Consider the following 16850-nt stretch of genomic DNA (forward strand, 5'->3'; position numbering starts at 1 on the left):
CGCGTACTCGGTCCCCGCATGCCCGACTGGCTCGCGGATCCGCTCATGCGCGACCATTACTGATCACGCCCTGCCACCCGACCGCGCCGACGAAGGGACCCGCCGTGCGGCTGCGCTGCGCTGTGCTCGACGACTTCCAGCAGGTGGCGACGGAGCTCGCCGACTGGTCACCCGTGGCCGACCGGGTGGAGGTCGTCAGCTTCGCCGAACACTTCGACACCGAGGACGCACTCGCCTTTGCCCTGACCGACTTCGACATCGTCGTCACCCTGCGCGAGCGCGTTCCCTTCCCCGCCTCGCTGCTCGCCCGCCTGCCCCGGCTGAAGCTGCTCGTCGCCTCCGGCATGCGCAACAGCGTCATCGACCACGCCGCCGCCGAGGCGCACGGCGTCACCGTGTGCGGCACGGCGAGCACCTCGACACCGCCCGTCGAACTGACCTGGGCCCTGCTCCTCGGCCTCGCCCGCTCCCTCGTCGAGGAGAGCAACTCCCTGCGCTCCGGCGGCCCCTGGCAGCAGACCGTGGGGGCCGACCTGCACGGCCGCCGCCTGGGCCTGCTCGGGCTGGGCAGGATCGGCAGCCGGGTCGCCCGCGTCGGCACCGCCTTCGGCATGCACGTCAGCGCCTGGAGCCAGAACCTCACCAAGGAGTACGCCGACGAGGTGGGCGTCGAACTCGCCGCCTCCAAGGAGGAGTTGCTGTCGAGCAGCGACTACGTCTCCGTCCACCTGGCCCTGAGCGAGCGCACCCGCGGCCTGCTCGGCCCCGCCGAACTCGCCCTCCTCAAGCCCACCGCCTACCTGGTCAACACCTCCCGCGCCGCGATCGTCGACCAGGACGCCCTGCTCGCCGCCCTGCACGAGGGTCGGATCGCCGGCGCGGGCATCGACGTCTTCGACATCGAGCCCCTCCCCGCCGACCACCCGATGCGCACGGCTCCCCGTCTGCTCGCCACCCCCCACCTCGGCTATGTGTCGCGGGCGAACTACGAGACGTACTACCGGGAGGCGGTGGAGGACATCCGGGCGTTCCTGGACGGCGCCCCGGTACGCCGGCTGGGCTGAGCCGGCTCCCGGGAGCGGTCAGGCGTACCGGTAGATCCGGCTCACGTCCTCCATCTCTTCCGGTGTCACCCCCCAGGGCGGCATCGGCTCGTGCCGCGCGACGATGCGCCCGCGCTGCCCGCTGCGGGGGCCGGGCGGCTGGGCGGGGAGATAGCGCGGGGAGCCGTTCCTGTGCAGTCGCTGCCAGCGCGTCCACTGCAGGTCGACGAAGGCGTGGTGCAGCCAGAACACGGGGTCGTTGACGGAGGCGCCGCCGAGCATGGCACCGCCGACCCAGCGGTGGACGCGGTTGTGATTGCGCCAGGCGACGCCGTCCTGTCCGGTCCCCCAGCCCTCCAGCTTGTTGCGGAACCCCTCGTCGCAGGTGGAGTCCCAGGGCGAGGTGTCGTAGACCGGGTCGGCGAGCGCCTCCTGGAGTTCCTCCTCGGTCGGCAGCTCGATGGGGTCGTCGGCCCGGCCCAGGTCCCGGGTGAGGAAGTCGACGTCGATGATGCCCTCCCGGATGCGCCAGTAGCCCTGCGCACGGGCGAACGGCCCGGTGACGACCTGGTGGTCGGAGCTGCGCCCGTTGCCGCCGAGGAGGTCGTCGCTCCAGGGCACGGACGTCGTCGAACGGTCCCGCGTCCAGTCCCAGTACGGCACCGTCACCGACGGGTCGACCCGTTGCAGCGCCCGCTCCAGGTCCAGCAGGAAGCGGCGGTGCCAGGGCAGGAAGGAGGGCCCCATGTGGGCGGGACGCAGCCCGGTCTCGCCGTCGGCCTGGTAGTACGCGATGTGCACCCGCACGAACTCGTCGTACTCCCCCCGCCATTTGATCTGGAGGAGTGCGTTGACGAGCCGTCGCCGCTCGTCGCGCGTCAGTGTGCTCACGTCCTTACGCACGTACACCATGGCGCTCCCCCCTGTGCAGATGCCGTCCGTCGAGCAGGCCCGGCGCCAGGTCGCGCAGCCGCTGCCCGGGGCCGAGCTCGTCCACGGCCGCCCGGGTGGCCTCCAGCAAGGTCCGATACGAGCAGTAGTGGTTGACCATGCTCAGCCAGCTGCCGTCGGAGCGGCGCATCAGATGCAGCGGGCGGCCGTCCACGGTCACCTGCCACGCACGGCCGTCGGCGCCGCATCCCGGGGCGGGCAGCAGGGCGCCCCGGATGCGACGGCCCCGGTAGATCTCGTCGAAGGCCGACTCGGCTGCCCGCCCGGACCCTTGGGCGGCCCGCGGGGCACGCGAGGCGGCGAGGACGGGGGCGAGCGCGAGCGCGGCGAGGCAGGCGAGCACCCGGCGCCTCGTCGCCCGCCATCCCGGCGGCTCGGCGCCGCTCGGTACTCCACCGGCACTGACGACCATGGCTCGCTCCCTCGTAGGGTCAACACCAGTACGTTCATACGATGCTGTGCCCACCCGGAACGTCGGCGGAGCCGGTACGTCAGCTCGTCCAGAAATCCCACAAACGGGTCAGGCTCGGCATGCCGACCACGCGCTCAGCGCGTGGTGAGGGCCGGCAGGAGCACATGCGCGGCGGCCCTCAGGGTCTGCTCGGCGCCGGCGAAGGCGGCCAGCGCCGCGGGCTCGATCGGCCGGCCCGGCCTGCCCTCGGACCAGGGGCGCGTGGTGAACACGAGGTAGGCGTAGCCGCGTTCGGCGACCGCCGCGAGCCACTGAGGCGGAGCGGCGCACCGGGCCCCCAGCTGTGGCATGGTGACGAAGGCCTGCCCGGCTTCGAGGAACAGGCTGACGGCGATCCGGTCCTCGGTGGTGCCGTCGACCAGGCCCCCGCCGACCCGCAGTCCGTTGCCGGCCAGCAGCGCCTCGACCGCGGCCGACGTCGCCCGCGGCCCGCCCTCGGCGTCCCCGAGGGAGTAGGCCAGCAGATACGGCAGGTCGCCTCCGTCGGCGGCGGCGCCGCTCCAGGGCAGCAGGACGAGGGTGCCGAGGTCGGACATGCGCAAGGGGCGCGTTTCGGTCGGGGTTGAGGTCATCGCGCGACCTTATCGACGGGTTGCCGAACGGCCCGCTGCCTTCTCACCCGAATGACCGACGGCCCGGGCGAGGTTCACCCGACCGTTGCCGCCGCGGCGAGGACCTTGCCCAGGGCGGTCACCATGCTGCTGACAGCCGGGGGGACCTTGTCGGCGTCGCCGGAGGTGACGGCCACGATCAGGGCGTCCACCGCCTTCTTCAGAGCGGTGAGCGCGTCTCCCTTGGCCTCCTTGGTCCTCAGCGGGGTGGCCTTGGCGATGGCGTCCTTCACGGCGTCGCCGAGCTTCTGCGCGTCGACGACGGACAACTGGCCGCCGTCGGCCTTCAGTACGGCGTTGAGCAGTCTGGCGACCGGAGTCAGCACACCGCCGATGTCGCCGAGCTTCTTGATCTGCGGGATCAGTTCGTCCGCCCCGGGGACGGGCCCGAGGAGCGCGGCGCGGGCGCTCTCCCGTGCGGAACCGGCCGCGACGGCGGCCGGGGCGGCGATGCCGACCAGGAGGGCGGCGCTCAGAGCGACGGACGCGATACGCCGTGCGGGCAGTGCACGCATGGGGGCTCCTTTCGAGAAACACTCAGCGGTAGACGCGAAGGTGGTCGACGGCGAAGGTCAGGGGGCCGGGACCGGAGGGGGCCGGGTGGTACCGGCCGGCGCTCAGCGAGAGATTGAGGATCAGGTACGCCGACCAGCCGGCACCCACTCCGGTGCCGTCGCGGAAGACCCGTTCGCCGTTGACGTACCAGTCGACGGAGTGCTTGCCGTACCGGCTGCCGATGGTCACCCACTCGTCCGGGGCGATCGCGGAGGCATCCGTGTGACAGGCGTCGGCGGGGTTGACGTGGTTGGACAGCTCCAGCAGGTTCGGGTTGTCGGGGTGGTACTCGAAGGTGTCGATCTCGTTCCCGCCGTTCTTCCAGGTCCACAGCGCGGGCCAGGCACCGGTCCCGGAGGGCAGTCTGACCCGGGTTTCGGCGTAGTCGCCGGTCCGCACCTGGAAGCCCTCGGCGGAGTACTCGGTGGTGAGCAGTCCGGTGTGCCAGGCCTGCAGGCCGTTCTCGAGGGTGTGGCCCGCCGGGGTGGCGGTGAAGGTGGCCACTCCTTCGGAGACGGTCACACAGCCGGGGCTGAGCCAGTCGAGCTTGTTGTCGTCCGGATTGTGGTTGCCGTAGCGGTAGGCGCTGGTTCTGTCGCCGACCCATTTGGCCCCCCAGGCGAGGGGGGCGTCGAACTCCTCCGACCAGATGAGCGACTTGCCGGTGGCGATGGCAGGGGACGCGGTCGGCGTGGGCTGGGCGCTGTCGGCGGTCATGGCGGTGAGGGTAGGGCCGCGAAGCGGCCGCCCCGGCCGAAGCACCGGCTGCCCCGCTGGAATTCCTCTTTCACACTACCCATCCGGTCGAAACCGCACCCACCATACGATCAATTGATTCACCGACCATGTGAATCCCTTTGACGACACCGTAAGCAAAGCATTGTTCACCCCTCCGACTTTCATGCGTATGGAGTAACGCATCGCTTTTAAGGAGGGCATGGACTGCTATGTTCTCCAGCCGTCGGATCAGAGGTAACTTTCAACCGAGGTGAATCATGAAGAAGGCAATTTTCACCACTGCGGCGTTGGCCATCGGCGCGGGCCTCGTGGGTGGGTCCGCCGTCGCGGCGTCGGCCGCCACCCCACCGGCCGCACCGGCCGCGTCGGGCGGCCTGCTCGGTCTCATGTCCCCGACCAAGGTGACTCCGGCGGTGGTGCCCGCGGCCGACGTCGTGTCGCGTCTTGCCCGCAACGGCAAACTCGCCAACGGCAGCGCCTTCGACAAGCAGAAGACCCCGGGTGTCTCGGGCGTCTACCTCGACGGCATGGACCCGAACGCTTCCAAGAAGCCCACGATTCCGGTGAAGAACCCGGCCGGAAACGGCGTCGTTCAGGTCCACCCGCTGCAGGCCCCGACCTCGGCCGGGCTGGGCTCCCTGCTCAGCAAGTGACCAGACGTAAGCCGTAGGAGCCGGCCGTACCGGCGAAAGCCCTCATACGAAGCATTTGCCCGGCCCACCGGCCCCCTCCCTTCCGGTGGGCCGGACCCATGTCAACGCGCGTCCCCCATTGGGATTGTCGTTCATTTACGCCATATGGATTCCGGATCCATTCCGGCTCGACCCCCAGGAACCTGCGGCATTGCGCCATCCGACGGAATAAACCTTGTTTAGGCGCCCGTCCCGTGACTTATAGGCGCATATCAAGGTTTCCTGGTATGCAAGCGTGCGCAACCGTGAATTGAGGAAGGAACTAAGTTGCCCAGGAAGTTCGCGGTCATCACTGCCCTCACCCTCGGCGCTATGGTCAGCAGCGTCGGTTACGCCTCGGCCAACGACACCAACACCACCGTCAAGGGCGGCAGCGGCTTCGCGGAGTCGCCGGTCGTCGTGAACGCCCCTCAGCAGGGCGTTCTGGTTGTCAACGGGACGCTCATCGACGGTCGTTGCATCGCCCCGTGGTCCAACGGATCCGTGCTCGGTGGCGTCGTCGCGCCGAATTCCCACTACGCCGCGTGCAACACGGCGGCCGTCGACCAGTCGCAGAACGCCCCGTACTCGGGCGGCATTCTCTTCTGACCCTGCCCCGAGTAACTCGGAGCAGGTGCAACACCCAAAACAGCCCGGAAAGGCGCAACTCATGCGTAACAAGGTTTCGGCCATTTCCGCCCTCGCCGCGGGCATCGTCCTCGCGGCGGCCGGCACCGCCGCGGCCGAGGACTGCACCGACGTCAAGGGCGGCAGCGGCTTCTCGTCGTCCCCGGTCGTCGTCAACGCTCCCCAGCAGGGCGTCGCCGTCGTCAACGGCTCGGTCGCCGACCTCCGTTGCGTCGCGCCGTGGTCCAACGGTTCCGTGCTCGGCGGCGTCGCGGCCCCGAACTCGCACTACGCCGCATGCAACACGGCGAAGATCGACCAGTCGCAGAACGCCCCGTACACGGGTGGGCTGCTCTTCTGACCTGCTCCGAGCAATTCGGAGCACGGAAATCCCTACCGCCCCACCGAAAGGCGCATCCCATGCGTAACAAGGTTACGGTCATTACCGCCCTCGCCGCGGGCCTCGTGCTCGCGGCCGGTGGCGCCGCCGCGGCCAACGACTCCAACACCACCGTCACCGGCGGAAGCGGCTTCTCGCAGTCCCCGATCGTCGTGAACGCCCCCCAGCAGGGCATCGCCGTCGTCAACGGCTCGGTGATCGACGGTCGTTGCATCGCTCCGTGGTCCAACGGTGCCGTCCTCGGTGGCATCGTGGCCCCGAACTCGCACTACGCCGCGTGCAACACGGCGGCCGTCGACCAGTCGCAGAACGCCCCGTACACGGGCGGCATCATCTTCTGAGCCGCACTTCACTCGATGGCGGTCCGCCGGAACTCCGGTGGGCCGCCATCGGCTTTTCCGTGCTCTGCTTGCCCTCGCCTTTCCCCGGCTCTTCTCCCCCGTGCATCTTTTTCGGCTTCTTTTCCGGGCGGCGCACATGCCCGCGGGGCCTGTCTGCTTCTGCAGCAGACAGGCCCCGCGATCAGGAGGTGGCCGACCAGGAGCGCGCCAACAAGGAGGGAAAGGCGCTCCAGCAGGTCATTCCAATGAGCACAACGGTGCCCTGTCGCCCGGGGTCACCCTGAATCCATCGTTCGGCCCAGCGCGCGAAGTGCGGACGCATATGCCGAAGGGCCGACTCCGAGGAATGCGGAGCCGACCCGAATCGTGGATCCCATGGGCGGCGAGGTTGTCGCCGTGCCTTCCGGGGCCGGCTACTTGCCGACCGGAAGCCCGCCCAGCAGCTTGCCGTCGGCGGTGGCCGGCAGCGCGGGGTTCGGCAGGGTGCCGCCGACGACGGGGCCCTTCATGCCCGCCTCCTTCATGCTGCCCTTCACGCTGTCCTTCACGCTCTGCGCCACCTGACCGACGTTGTCGCCCACGAAGCCCGTCGACACCTTGGCTGCCGTGGGGACGCCACTGGCGACCGTCTTCCCGCTGTCCACGAGGCCCCCGGCCGGCATGTCCGCCGCGCCGGCCGGCACGGCGACAGCGGCGATGGCGAGGGAACCGGCTACGACGGCGGCAGCCTTCAGAGTCTTCATCGTGTGCCTTTCTTTCGTAAGTCGTCTTCGAGCGGCCTAACGAGAGCGCGGCTTCCGGGAAACCCTGTTGCAGGTGCCGTAACTCCAAATGGGTGATCCGGGGCGACAAATAGCTCATGGAAACGCCACCATTCCGACACAGATGACCGGTCCGCAGATAAATACGGGTGAGCGGCTAGAGTGGCTCACCTCGTGATTTCAGCGATGCCGGTTGAACAACGAACCTCACGCTCTCGAACGGGTGCGGGTTTTTATATCAAGAAGCACGAGCCGCACGTCCTGGCCCCGGCTCGGACTCTTTTGTTCGGAAGGGCATCCTCTCCCATGCGTTTTTCCCCACCCGTGCCGCACATCCTGCATGTCACCCAGCCCGTCGAGGGCGGTGTCGCGCGGGTCGTGGCGGACCTGGTGGCGGCTCAGGTCGCCGCCGGGCTGCGGGTGACCGTGGCCTGTCCGGAGGGTGGCACGCTGACGGACGCGCTGCGCGTGACGGGCTGCACGGTGCTGCGCTGGGACGCGACCCGCTCGCCGGGGCACCGACTCGTGGGCGAGGTACGGCGGTTGACGCGGATCCTTCACGAGGTGCGCCCACACCTGGTGCACGCGCACAGCGCGAAGGCGGGACTCGCGGCCCGGCTGGCCGTGCGCGGCGCTCTCCCCACCGTCTTCCAGCCGCACGCCTGGTCGTTCGAGGCCGCCGGGGGAGTCGTCGCGCGTCTGGCGCTGGCCTGGGAGCGGTCGGGGGCGCGATGGGCGACGCGCGTCGTGTGCGTCAGTGAGGCGGAGCGGCGGACCGGGGAGAGGCACGGGATCAAGGCCCCTTGGCGGGTGGTCCCCAACGGTGTCGACACGCTCAGGTTCCGGCCGGAGGGGGACGTCTCCCGGTGCGGGCCGGGGCCGCTCGTCGTGTGCGTGGGCCGGCTGTGCCGCCAGAAGGGGCAGGACGTGCTTCTGCGGGCGTGGCCCGAGGTGGAACGGCAGCTGGCCGGGGCCCGGTTGGTGCTGGTCGGCGAGGGCCCGGACGCGGACCGGCTGCGCTCCTGTGCGCCCGCCTCGGTGGTGTTCGCCGGTGGAGCGCCCGACGCGGCGCCCTGGTACCGGGCCGCCGACGTCGTGGTCCTGCCGTCCCGCTGGGAGGGCATGGCGCTCGCGCCGCTGGAGGCGATGGCGTGCGCCCGGCCGGTCGTGGTGACGGACGTGGACGGGGCGCGCGAGAGCCTGCCGCCCGAGCAGCTGCCGTACTGCCTGGTGCCTCCGGAGGATCCCGGTGCGCTGGCGCGGGCGCTGACGGCGTTGCTCAGGGACGAGCCGCTGCGCGCGGCGCTGGGCGCGCAGGGCCGCCGGCATGTGCTCGCCGCTCACGACCTGCGGCAGGCGGCGGACGCCGTGACCGAGGTGTACCGCGAATTGCTCGGCGAACTGCTCGGCGTCGTTGTCGCGCCGGTCGCCGTACCCAACTAGAGCAGGAAGTGCATCACCAGATGACTGCGGAAAGTACCGTTCCCCCTCGTACGGGGCAGCAGCCGCGGACGGCGGAGCGCGCTGTCTCCGTTCTCGCCCCGCGCGGCCCCGCAGCCGGACGTCGACTGCCCGCCGGTCGGAGAGAGGGCCGGCCGCGGCGGGCCTTCAGGGGGACCCTGCCGCTCGTCGACGGCGGCGCCGCCCTGCTGGGGGTCCTGGTCGTGCCCGGGGCCGAGAGGTATCCGCTGGTCGTCGCCCTGCTGGCGCTGGGGGTGATCGGGCTGAACCGGCGGGCCCGCCTGTACGACAGCTCCCTGGTGCGCGGTGTGCTCGACGAACTTCCCGCCGTGTGCGGGCGGATCGCCGTCGGCTGGGCGGCCGTCGGGGCGCTCTCGCCGCTGCGGCCGCTCCCGCCTGGCGTACTGGCCTGCGCGTTCGCCGTGCAGTGCGCGGCGGCCTGTGCGGGCCGCGCGGCGGTGCACGGACGGCGGGCACGGCGGCGGCTGCCCGATCCCGCGCTGGTGGTCGGTCCGGTCGCGGTGGCCCGGAAGGTCGCGGCCGCGCTGCTGCGTCAGCCGGGCTGCGGAGTGCGGCCGGTGGGGGTGGTCGGCGACGGCCTCGCCCGGCCCGGTGAAGGTCCCGAGCTGCCGCTGCTGACCACGGATCAGGCGGCGCGTCGGGCGGTCATCCAGAACGGTGTGGAGACGGTGCTCGTCGTGGGCGCCGCCACCCGGGTGGAGAGGACGGCCCTGCTGCGGGACCTCGCCGCGTACGGCTGCGTGGTGTGGGAGCTGGACGCGGACGCGCCCGCGTACGGCCTCGGCGGGCGCCGCGAAGCGGGCGGGCATCTGGCGGGTTTCCCGCGCAGGCTGCTGTGCCCGGGGCGCGGACGGCGGCGGGTCGGCGTGGGCAAGCGGGTGCTCGACGCGGTGCTGTCGGGCTCGCTGCTGCTGCTCGCCTGCCCGGTGCTGCTGGTGTGCGCGGCGGTGCTGCGGGTCATGGACGGGCCGGGCGTGCTGTTCAGACAGGAGCGCATCGGCAAGGACGGGCGGCCGTTCACGCTGCTGAAGTTCCGCACCCACCGGCCCGCCAGCGCGCACGAGGCGGCGACCCGCTGGAGCGTGGCGAACGAGCAGGAGATGAGCCGCTTCTGCCAGTTCCTTCGCCGCACCTCGCTGGACGAGCTGCCGCAGCTGTGGAACGTCTGCCGCGGAGACATGAGCCTGGTCGGTCCGCGGCCCGAACGGCCTTATTTCGTCGCCAAGTTCAGCCAGACCTATCCGGGTTACCGGGAGCGCCACCGGATGCCGACCGGGATCACCGGGCTCGCCCAGATCCATGGGCTGCGCGGCGACACCTCCATCGAGGACCGGTGCCGCTTCGACAACGCCTACATCGACAACTGGTCGCTGTGGCAGGACATCTGCATCCTGGCGCGTACGGCGGCCCTGTTCGTACGGCCGACGGGGAGCTGAGCGCGGGTGAGCACTCCCTCGGCCTCCGTACCGCTCGCGTGGCCACTGCCGGCGCTGCGGCGGGCCGCGCCCGTGCTGCCCCTCCTGGCGGTGATCGCCCTCCTGGGGCTGCCGGCCGAGACGGACAGCGGTGCCACGCCCGCCGACCTGACCTGCGGGCTGGTCCTGCTGTGGGCCGCGGTACTGACCGTGCGGCGGGCGCGGCGCCCGCTGACGCGGACGGCGGCGGTCGTGCTCGGGCTGCCCGTGGTGGGGATCGCGGTCTCCGCGACCGGGGCGGTGACACCGGGCGACGCGGTCACCGGCCTCGCGCGCTATCTCCAGGTGTTCGTGCTCGTCCCGCTCGCGATGGTGCTGCTGGTGCGCGGCCCGCGCGATGCCCGGCTGGTGCTCCGGGGGCTGGCCGGTCTCGCGCTGTGGCAGGGGGCGGTCGGGGTGCACCAGTACCTGACCGGAACCGGGGCCTCGTACCAGGGGGCCTACATCCGGGCGGTGGGGACGTTCGGGCCGCACGACGTGATGGGGATGGCGACGGTCGTCGCGGCCGGAGTGGTGTCGCTGACCGGTCTGGCGCTCGGGACGGGTGCGCGGCGGCAGCGTGTCGCGGCCGCCGTCTGTGCGGTGGCGCTGCTCGTGCCGCTCGCGCTGTCCTTCAGCCGGGGCTCCTGGATCGCCACGGCCGTGACCTGCGGGGCGCAGCTGCTGCTGACCGGGGTGCGGCGGGCGGTGAAGGTGTTCGCGGCGGTGGCCGCGGCCTCGGTGGTGCTGGTGGGCGGGTTCGGCGTGGGCGGCTCGGCGCTGCAGGAGCGGCTGACCAGCATCACCCAGGTCGCCGGCGCACCGGACCAGTCGGTCGTGGACCGCTACACCATGTGGGCGGCCTCCATCGACATGTGGGACGAGCACCCGGTGCGGGGCGTCGGCCTCAAGGCCTTTCCCGCCTACCGGGACTCGCACGCCTCGCTCGCGCTGTCGTCGGGCAGCGACACCGAGGGCGACGGCCAGGCCTTCCGGCGCCAGCCTCTGCTCTCCCCGCACAACATGTACATGCTGCTCCTGAGCGAGCAGGGCCTGCTGGGCCTGGTCACGGTCGCGGGCAGCTGGCTGGCCCTGCTGGTGTGCGCGCTGCGGCGGCTGCGGCGGCTGCGGGGGGCGGCGGAGGCGCGGGACTGCGCGCTCGCGGCGTGCGGGCTGCTGCTGTGGCAGCTGGTGAACTTTCTGTACTCCGACATCGGCGGTCCCTCCACCACCCTGACGGGGGTCTGCTTCGGGGTCGTCGCCTGGTGGTCGCTGGCGGCCCACTCCGCCGGCTGCGCCGATGTGCGGCTCCGCCGCGGGGCGAAGTGCCGTCGGCCGTCCGACACGCCGTCGTGGGCAGTGGGATCGGACCCCCGGTGAATCCCGGAACCGCGAAGACCGCGGGTGCCCCCGAAGTGGCCGACGTCGACGGCCGTCCCGGCGCAGTCACCGCCCGGCAGGGCGACACCCCCTCGGCCCGCTTCCTGGCCCGGGCGACGCTGCTGTCCGCCGCGCTGTCCATGGCCGGGGCGGTCCTCGGGCTGGCGCGGGACCAGGCGCTCGCGCATCTCTTCGGTGCCGGCGCGGACACCGACGCGTTCCTGGTGGCCTGGACGGTGCCCGAACTGGCGGCGACGCTGCTGATCGAGGAGGGCATGGCGTTCGTGCTGGTGCCCGCGTTCAGCGTGGCGCTGGCCCGGCGGGCGCTCGGGAACGGCACCCCCGACCCGGTGCGCGCCCTGGTCGCCGCCTCGCTGCCGCGGCTGTGCCTCGCCTTCGCCGCCACGGCCGCCGCGCTGGTGGCCGGGGCGCCGCTGCTGGTGGCCGCCCTCGCGCCCGGTCTGCCCGACCCGTCGCTCGCGATCGCCTGCACCCGGCTGACCGCGACCTGTGTGCTGAGCTTCGGTCTCGCGGGGTACTGCAGTGCCGCGCTGCGCGCCCACCGTTCGTATCTCGCGCCCGGCGCGATCTACATCGCGTACAACGTGGCGATCATCTCGACGATGTTCGTCCTCGGTGTGCACTGGGGCGTGCGGTCCGCCGCCCTCGGGGTCGCGCTCGGCGGGTGCCTCATGGTCGCCGTACAGACTCCGTCGCTGGTGCGCCGGCTCGCGGGGCGGCCCGGCCGGAACGACCGCGGGTACGAGGACGACGGCGGGAGGCCGCTCGCGCCGGGCCTCGTCTGCGCGGTCCTGCTGTTCGCGCTGTGCCGGCAGTCGCAGGTGCTCATCGAGCGGCACTTCGCGTCCGCCCTGCCCGCCGGCGCCATCTCGCACCTCAACTACGCGCAGAAGGTCGCGCAGTTGCCGATGTCGCTGTCCATGATGGTGTGCATCGTCACCTTCCCGGTGGTGGCGCAGGCCATCGCCGAGGGCGACACGCGGCGGGCCCGGGACCGGGTCGAGCGGGACGTGCTGCTGATGGCCTGCCTGGTTCTGCTCGGTGCCGCGGTGGTCGTGGCCTGCGCTCCGCAGATCGTCCAACTCCTCTTCCAGCGCGGGGCGTTCACCGCACAGGACACCGCCGCGACCGCGGCCGTGATGCGGGTGTACGCGGCCGGGCTGCTCGGGCAGACGCTGGTCGGGGCGCTCGTGCGGTCGTACTTCGCGGCCGGCCGCACCACCTGGTTCCCGCTCGGCGCGATGGGCGTGGGGGCGCTCGCCACCGTCGTCATCGGCGCCTGGGCCGTACGGCCGTGGGGTGCCTGCGGCATCGCGGCGGCCAACGCGACCGGCATCACCCTCACCGCGCTGCTCATGCTGCACGGCCTGGGCCCGCGCAATGTGCCGGTGCGCGTGCGCCGGGTCGTCGCCGAACTGGTCCGGCCGGTGTGCGCGGCCGCGTGCGCCACCGGGGCCGGACTTGTGGTCGCCGGGCTGTTCACCTCGCCCGCGGCGGCCGTCGCCGCCTGCTGCATCTGCGTGACCGTCGTCTTCCTGCTGCTGGCCTGGGCCCTCGACGCGGCGGACGCCCGGTCTCTTCTGCTTCCCGTCGCGCAGTCACTCCGTCATACCGTCACACGAAAGCTGGGTCATGGTCGCTGACGTCTCCGCTGCCCCGCGCAAGGCCGAACCCGATCCCAGATCGTCCGCGAGAAGACGGTCCAAGCGGGGTCCCGCCGTCTGGGTGGCCATGTACCACTCCGTCTCGGACTGCCCGGACGACCCCTACAACGTCACCGTCTCCCCCGCCCGCCTCGACCGCCAGTTCGCCTGGATGTCGAGCCGCGGCCTGCGCGGGGTGAGCATGCGCGAACTGCTCTCGGCGCGCGCCCGTGGCACCGAGCGCGGCCTGGTGGGGCTCACCTTCGACGACGGATACGCCGACTTCACCGCCGACGCGCTGCCCGTGCTGTGCCGCTGGGGTTTCACGGCGACCGTGTTCGTGCTGCCTGGCCGGCTCGGCGGCGAGAACGCCTGGGAGCCGCTCGGACCGCGCAAGCCGCTGCTGGACGTGGACGGCATCCACCGCGCGGTGGCCGCGGGCATGGAGGTCGCCTCGCACGGCCTGACCCACCTGGACCTGACCAAGGCCACCGACGAGGTGCTGCGCTCCGAGGTCCACGACAGCCGCCATCTGCTGGCCGGGATCACCGGCACCGATGTGGAGGGCTTCTGCTACCCGTACGGATATCTCGACGAGCGCGTCGCCGCCGCCGTGCGCCTGGCCGGCTACCGATACGCCTGCGCGATCACCCCCGGCCCGGACGGCTGCGGCGACTTCGCGCTGCCCCGCATCCACGTCGGGGAGATCGACACCGCCGTACGGCTGGAGCTGAAGCGACGCCTGGCCCGGTTCTTCGGCCGCTCCGTGGAGGCCGTGTGAGGGCCCTGCACATCATCACCGGCCTCGGGGTCGGCGGGGCGGAACAGCAGCTGCGCCTGTTGCTGCGGCACCTCCCCGCGCAGTGCGACGTGGTGACCCTGACCAACCCCGGACCGGTCGCCGCGGGCCTGGCCGCCGACGGGGTCCGTGTCATCCACCTCGGCATGGGCGGCAATCGCGACCTCGGTGCGCTGCCCCGGCTGACCCGGCTGATCCGCACCGGCGGCTACGACCTCGTCCACACCCATCTGTACCGGGCCTGCCTCTACGGCCGGATCGCCGCGCGGCTCGCGGGAGTCCGGGCGGTGGTGGCCACCGAGCACTCGATCGGCGACACCGCGCTGGAGGGCCGGCCACTGACCGCGGGCGTCCGCGGCCTGTATCTCGCCGGCGAGCGCCTGGGCCGTGCCACGGTCGCCGTCTCGCCGACGGTGGCCGAGCGGCTGCGCCGCTGGGGCGTGCCCGGAACACGCATCCGTGTCATCCCGAACGGCATCGACGCGTCCCGGTTCCGCTTCGACGACGTGGCCCGCAAGGAGGCACGGCTGCACTACGGGCTGCCCGAGGACGCGTACGTCGTCGGCGGGGTGGGGCGCCTCACCCCGGGCAAACGCTTCGACCTGCTGCTGCGCGCCCTGTCCCGGCTGCCCGGTGACGTACGGCTGCTGCTGGTGGGCGGCGGGCCCGAGGAGACGGCGCTGCGGCGCACCGCGCGGGCGCTGGGGGTGGCGGACCGGGTGGTGCTGGCGGGCGAGCGGCCGTATCTGCCCGGCCCCCGCGACGACGCGCCCGGTCTGGTCGACCTGCTGTCGGCGATGGATGTGCTCGTCTCGCCGTCGACGCAGGAGGCCTTCGGGCTGGCCGTGGTGGAGGCGCTGGCGGCCGGGCTGCCCGTGCTGTACGCGAGCTGCCCCGCCGTCGAGGACCTGCCGCCTCAGGCGGCACCCGGCGCCCGGCGCGTCACCGGCTCCACCGGGGCGTACGTACGGGAGCTGCTGCGGCTGCGGGCGGCGGGGCCGGGTGAGCGATGCGTCCCGGACGCCGTGCACCGCTACGACATCGCGTGCAGCGCCCGGCAGTTGATGGATGTCTACACGGCCGCCCTGGCCGGCTCGACCCTGGAAGTGAGTGCTCCATGACCGACAACCCCGTTCAGCGTGCCCGCCTGTCGCGCCGTGAGCGTGCCCGTGTGAGGCGGCTGCCCTCGTGGTGGCTGCTGCCGGCCGGCGCGCTGCTCGGTGCCGTGGCCGGCGGCACGTACGGGCTGGTGAAGCCGCCGCAGTACACGGCGACGAGCTCTGTCGTCGCTGTGGCGGCCGGCGGCCGCTCCGACGTCGACTGCGCCGACGCGCTCGGCTTCGCACAGGCCTACGGCCGGGTGGCCCCGCAGCTCGCGCTGCTCGGGGACGCACAGGTCGAGGCGGGCGTACCGGCCGCGTTCCTGCGCAAGAGCGTGCAGGTCGCGACCTCTCCGGACGCCCCGATGGTCTCGGTCTCGGCGACCTCCTCGAGCCCCGCCCAGGCCGCGGACATCGCCAACGCCGTGTCCGGTGCGCTGGTCACGCAGGCGACCCACACCAAGGCCGGCACCGGCATCCGGCTCGAACCGCTCGCCCGTGCGATGCGGCCCGCCCAGCCGTCGTCCGCGTCCTGGAAGCTGACCTCGCTCGTGGGCGCGTGCGCCGGAGGTCTGCTGGGCGGACTCGCCCTGCTGGCACGGCCGCGGCGCAAGGCGGACGACGAGGGACCCGGCCAGCCGACGGTGCCCGCCCCGACCCATGCCGCGGACGCCCGCGGGACCCTCGGATGACCGCGTCCGGCCATACGCTCTCGGTGGAACTGTGCACCGACGAGCGCACGTTCGCCGCGCTGGCCGAGGAATGGGGACGGCTGCACGACGCCTGCCCGTCGGCGACACCGTTCCAGAGCCACGCCTGGCTGCACTCCTGGTGGCTCTCGTACGGCACACCCGACGGGCTGCGGCTGTTCCTGGTGCGCCGGGGCGGTGAACTGGTGGCCGCCGCACCGCTGATGCGGGTACGGCATCCACTGCCGAAGCTGGTGCCCATCGGCGGCGCCATCTCCGACTTCTGCGACGTACTGCTCGACGAGAGGGAGGCCGAGCACGGCAGCCGGGCGCTGGCCGACGCCCTGGCCGACGCGGCCCGCACCGCGCTGATCGACTTCCGGGAGGTCCGGCCGGGCAGCGCGGTGGAGCAGGTCTACGGCCGCTGGCGCGGTCCGCGCCGCAGGCTGCGCGACTCGACGTGCCTGGAACTGCCCGCCCTGCCGATGACCGAGCTGGTCAAGCGGCTGCCGCCGACGCGCGCCCAGCGGGTGCGCAACAAGGTGAACAAGCTGGGCCGGCTCGGCGTCGAGTGGCGGGTCGTCGGCCACGACGAGACGGAGACCGCACTGCGGCGGCTGCTGGAGCTGCACCGTCTGCAGTGGCAGGGCAAGAAGATGACACCGGAGCACACCCGGCCGCAGTTCCTGGAGCACCTGGTGCGGTCGGTGGTCCCGATGGCCCGCTCCGGACAGGCCGCGGTGACGGAGTTCCTCCTCGAGGGCGCGGTGGTGGCCGTCAACCTGCATCTGCTGTCGGGGCGGCTGCTGGGCGACTACATGTACGGCTTCCACCCGGGGCTTCGGGAGCGCAAGGTGGATGTGGCGACGATGCTGCTGCGCGCCTCCACCGAGCATGTCACGTCCGCCGAGGAGGGCCGGGTGCTGAGCCTGATGCGCGGCGACGAGCCGCACAAGTACCGCTGGTGCCCCGACACGGTCTACAACCAGCGCTTCCTGCTGGCCGGACGGCGCACGGCGCCGCTGCTGGCGGCCACCCTCTGCGCGGCCGCCGCCCGGTGCGGGGCCAAGTCGGTCCGGCGCATGGTCCCCGACTCCAAGGACCACTGGTAG

Annotated in this window: 19 protein-coding genes; 13 read left to right on the forward strand and 6 right to left on the reverse strand. The window is 72.3% G+C overall.

Translation table 11 applies throughout. The annotated features are described in order from the left end of the window. The first annotated feature begins 104 nt into the window (after positions 1-104). The gene (locus ABT254_RS26610) at positions 105-1064 is read left to right on the forward strand and encodes a D-2-hydroxyacid dehydrogenase family protein (protein ID WP_351474908.1); all 960 of its coding nucleotides are present in this window, start codon (positions 105-107) and stop codon (positions 1062-1064) included. A gap of 18 nt (positions 1065-1082) precedes the next feature. Here ABT254_RS26610 and ABT254_RS26615 read toward each other — a convergent pair whose 3' ends face one another. The 5 genes from ABT254_RS26615 to ABT254_RS26635 all read right to left on the reverse strand — a co-directional run bounded on the left by ABT254_RS26615 (position 1083) and on the right by ABT254_RS26635 (position 4349). Next, the gene (locus tag ABT254_RS26615; RefSeq protein ID WP_351474910.1) at positions 1083-1955 is read right to left on the reverse strand and encodes a tyrosinase family protein; all 873 of its coding nucleotides are present in this window, start codon (positions 1953-1955) and stop codon (positions 1083-1085) included. Continuing rightward, positions 1939-2406: a tyrosinase family oxidase copper chaperone gene (locus ABT254_RS26620; protein ID WP_351474912.1), complete on the reverse strand. Its 468-nt coding sequence runs from the start codon at positions 2404-2406 to the stop codon at positions 1939-1941. Before ABT254_RS26620 ends, ABT254_RS26615 begins: the two co-directional genes overlap by 17 nt. Before the next feature lie 134 nt (positions 2407-2540). After that, positions 2541-3038 (reverse strand): DUF5949 family protein, encoded by a 498-nt coding sequence (locus tag ABT254_RS26625; protein WP_351474915.1) that lies wholly within the window; start codon positions 3036-3038, stop codon positions 2541-2543. A 74-nt stretch (positions 3039-3112) separates the two neighbouring features. Beyond that, entirely contained in the window at positions 3113-3592 is a 480-nt protein-coding gene (locus tag ABT254_RS26630) for a hypothetical protein (protein WP_351474918.1), read from the reverse strand. Positions 3593-3614: 22 nt separating this feature from the next. Further along, a complete protein-coding gene (locus ABT254_RS26635) occupies positions 3615-4349 on the reverse strand; it encodes a glycoside hydrolase family 16 protein (protein ID WP_351474919.1) in 735 nt (244 codons plus the stop codon). 278 nt (positions 4350-4627) lie between these two features. Between ABT254_RS26635 and ABT254_RS26640 the strand changes: the two genes are divergently transcribed. The 4 genes from ABT254_RS26640 (at position 4628) to ABT254_RS26655 (ending at position 6409) form a co-directional block, all read left to right on the forward strand. Further along, a complete protein-coding gene (locus ABT254_RS26640; RefSeq protein ID WP_351474922.1) occupies positions 4628-5023 on the forward strand; it encodes a hypothetical protein in 396 nt (131 codons plus the stop codon). A 306-nt stretch (positions 5024-5329) separates the two neighbouring features. Then, complete coding sequence (locus tag ABT254_RS26645) at positions 5330-5650, forward strand: hypothetical protein (RefSeq protein WP_351474925.1); 321 nt, start codon at positions 5330-5332, stop codon at positions 5648-5650. A 61-nt stretch (positions 5651-5711) separates the two neighbouring features. Beyond that, positions 5712-6029, forward strand: coding sequence for a hypothetical protein (locus ABT254_RS26650; protein WP_351474928.1), 318 nt, complete (start codon positions 5712-5714; stop codon positions 6027-6029). 59 nt (positions 6030-6088) lie between these two features. Continuing rightward, complete coding sequence (locus ABT254_RS26655) at positions 6089-6409, forward strand: hypothetical protein (protein ID WP_351474931.1); 321 nt, start codon at positions 6089-6091, stop codon at positions 6407-6409. 413 nt (positions 6410-6822) lie between these two features. On the opposite strand, the gene ABT254_RS26660 is transcribed toward ABT254_RS26655, so the two are convergent. Continuing rightward, positions 6823-7152, reverse strand: coding sequence for a hypothetical protein (locus ABT254_RS26660; RefSeq protein WP_351474934.1), 330 nt, complete (start codon positions 7150-7152; stop codon positions 6823-6825). 324 nt (positions 7153-7476) lie between these two features. On the opposite strand from ABT254_RS26660, the gene ABT254_RS26665 reads away from it, so the two are divergent. Genes ABT254_RS26665 through ABT254_RS26700 form a run of 8 tightly spaced genes read left to right on the forward strand, consistent with a single transcriptional unit; the run spans position 7477 to position 16850 of the window. Next, positions 7477-8613: a glycosyltransferase gene (locus tag ABT254_RS26665; RefSeq protein WP_351474937.1), complete on the forward strand. Its 1137-nt coding sequence runs from the start codon at positions 7477-7479 to the stop codon at positions 8611-8613. Positions 8614-8633: 20 nt separating this feature from the next. Continuing rightward, positions 8634-10088 carry an exopolysaccharide biosynthesis polyprenyl glycosylphosphotransferase gene (locus ABT254_RS26670; RefSeq protein ID WP_351474940.1) on the forward strand — a complete coding sequence of 485 codons (1455 nt, stop codon included), beginning with the start codon at positions 8634-8636 and terminating at the stop codon, positions 10086-10088. A gap of 6 nt (positions 10089-10094) precedes the next feature. Next, positions 10095-11486: an O-antigen ligase family protein gene (locus ABT254_RS26675; protein WP_351474943.1), complete on the forward strand. Its 1392-nt coding sequence runs from the start codon at positions 10095-10097 to the stop codon at positions 11484-11486. Next, on the forward strand, positions 11483-13150 hold the full coding sequence (locus ABT254_RS26680) for a lipid II flippase MurJ (RefSeq protein WP_351474945.1): 1668 nt from the start codon (positions 11483-11485) through the stop codon (positions 13148-13150). The genes ABT254_RS26675 and ABT254_RS26680 overlap by 4 nt, the downstream gene beginning before the upstream one ends. Continuing rightward, positions 13140-13931, forward strand: coding sequence for a polysaccharide deacetylase family protein (locus tag ABT254_RS26685; protein ID WP_450751886.1), 792 nt, complete (start codon positions 13140-13142; stop codon positions 13929-13931). Before ABT254_RS26680 ends, ABT254_RS26685 begins: the two co-directional genes overlap by 11 nt. Continuing rightward, entirely contained in the window at positions 13928-15070 is a 1143-nt protein-coding gene (locus ABT254_RS26690) for a glycosyltransferase (RefSeq protein WP_351474951.1), read from the forward strand. The genes ABT254_RS26685 and ABT254_RS26690 overlap by 4 nt, the downstream gene beginning before the upstream one ends. Continuing rightward, positions 15067-15741, forward strand: coding sequence for a YveK family protein (locus tag ABT254_RS26695; protein ID WP_351474954.1), 675 nt, complete (start codon positions 15067-15069; stop codon positions 15739-15741). Before ABT254_RS26690 ends, ABT254_RS26695 begins: the two co-directional genes overlap by 4 nt. Next, entirely contained in the window at positions 15738-16850 is a 1113-nt protein-coding gene (locus ABT254_RS26700) for a GNAT family N-acetyltransferase (protein WP_351474957.1), read from the forward strand. The genes ABT254_RS26695 and ABT254_RS26700 overlap by 4 nt, the downstream gene beginning before the upstream one ends.

The organism is Streptomyces sp. NPDC001137, assembly GCF_040298885.1.
Classification (GTDB): Bacteria; Actinomycetota; Actinomycetes; order Streptomycetales; family Streptomycetaceae; genus Streptomyces.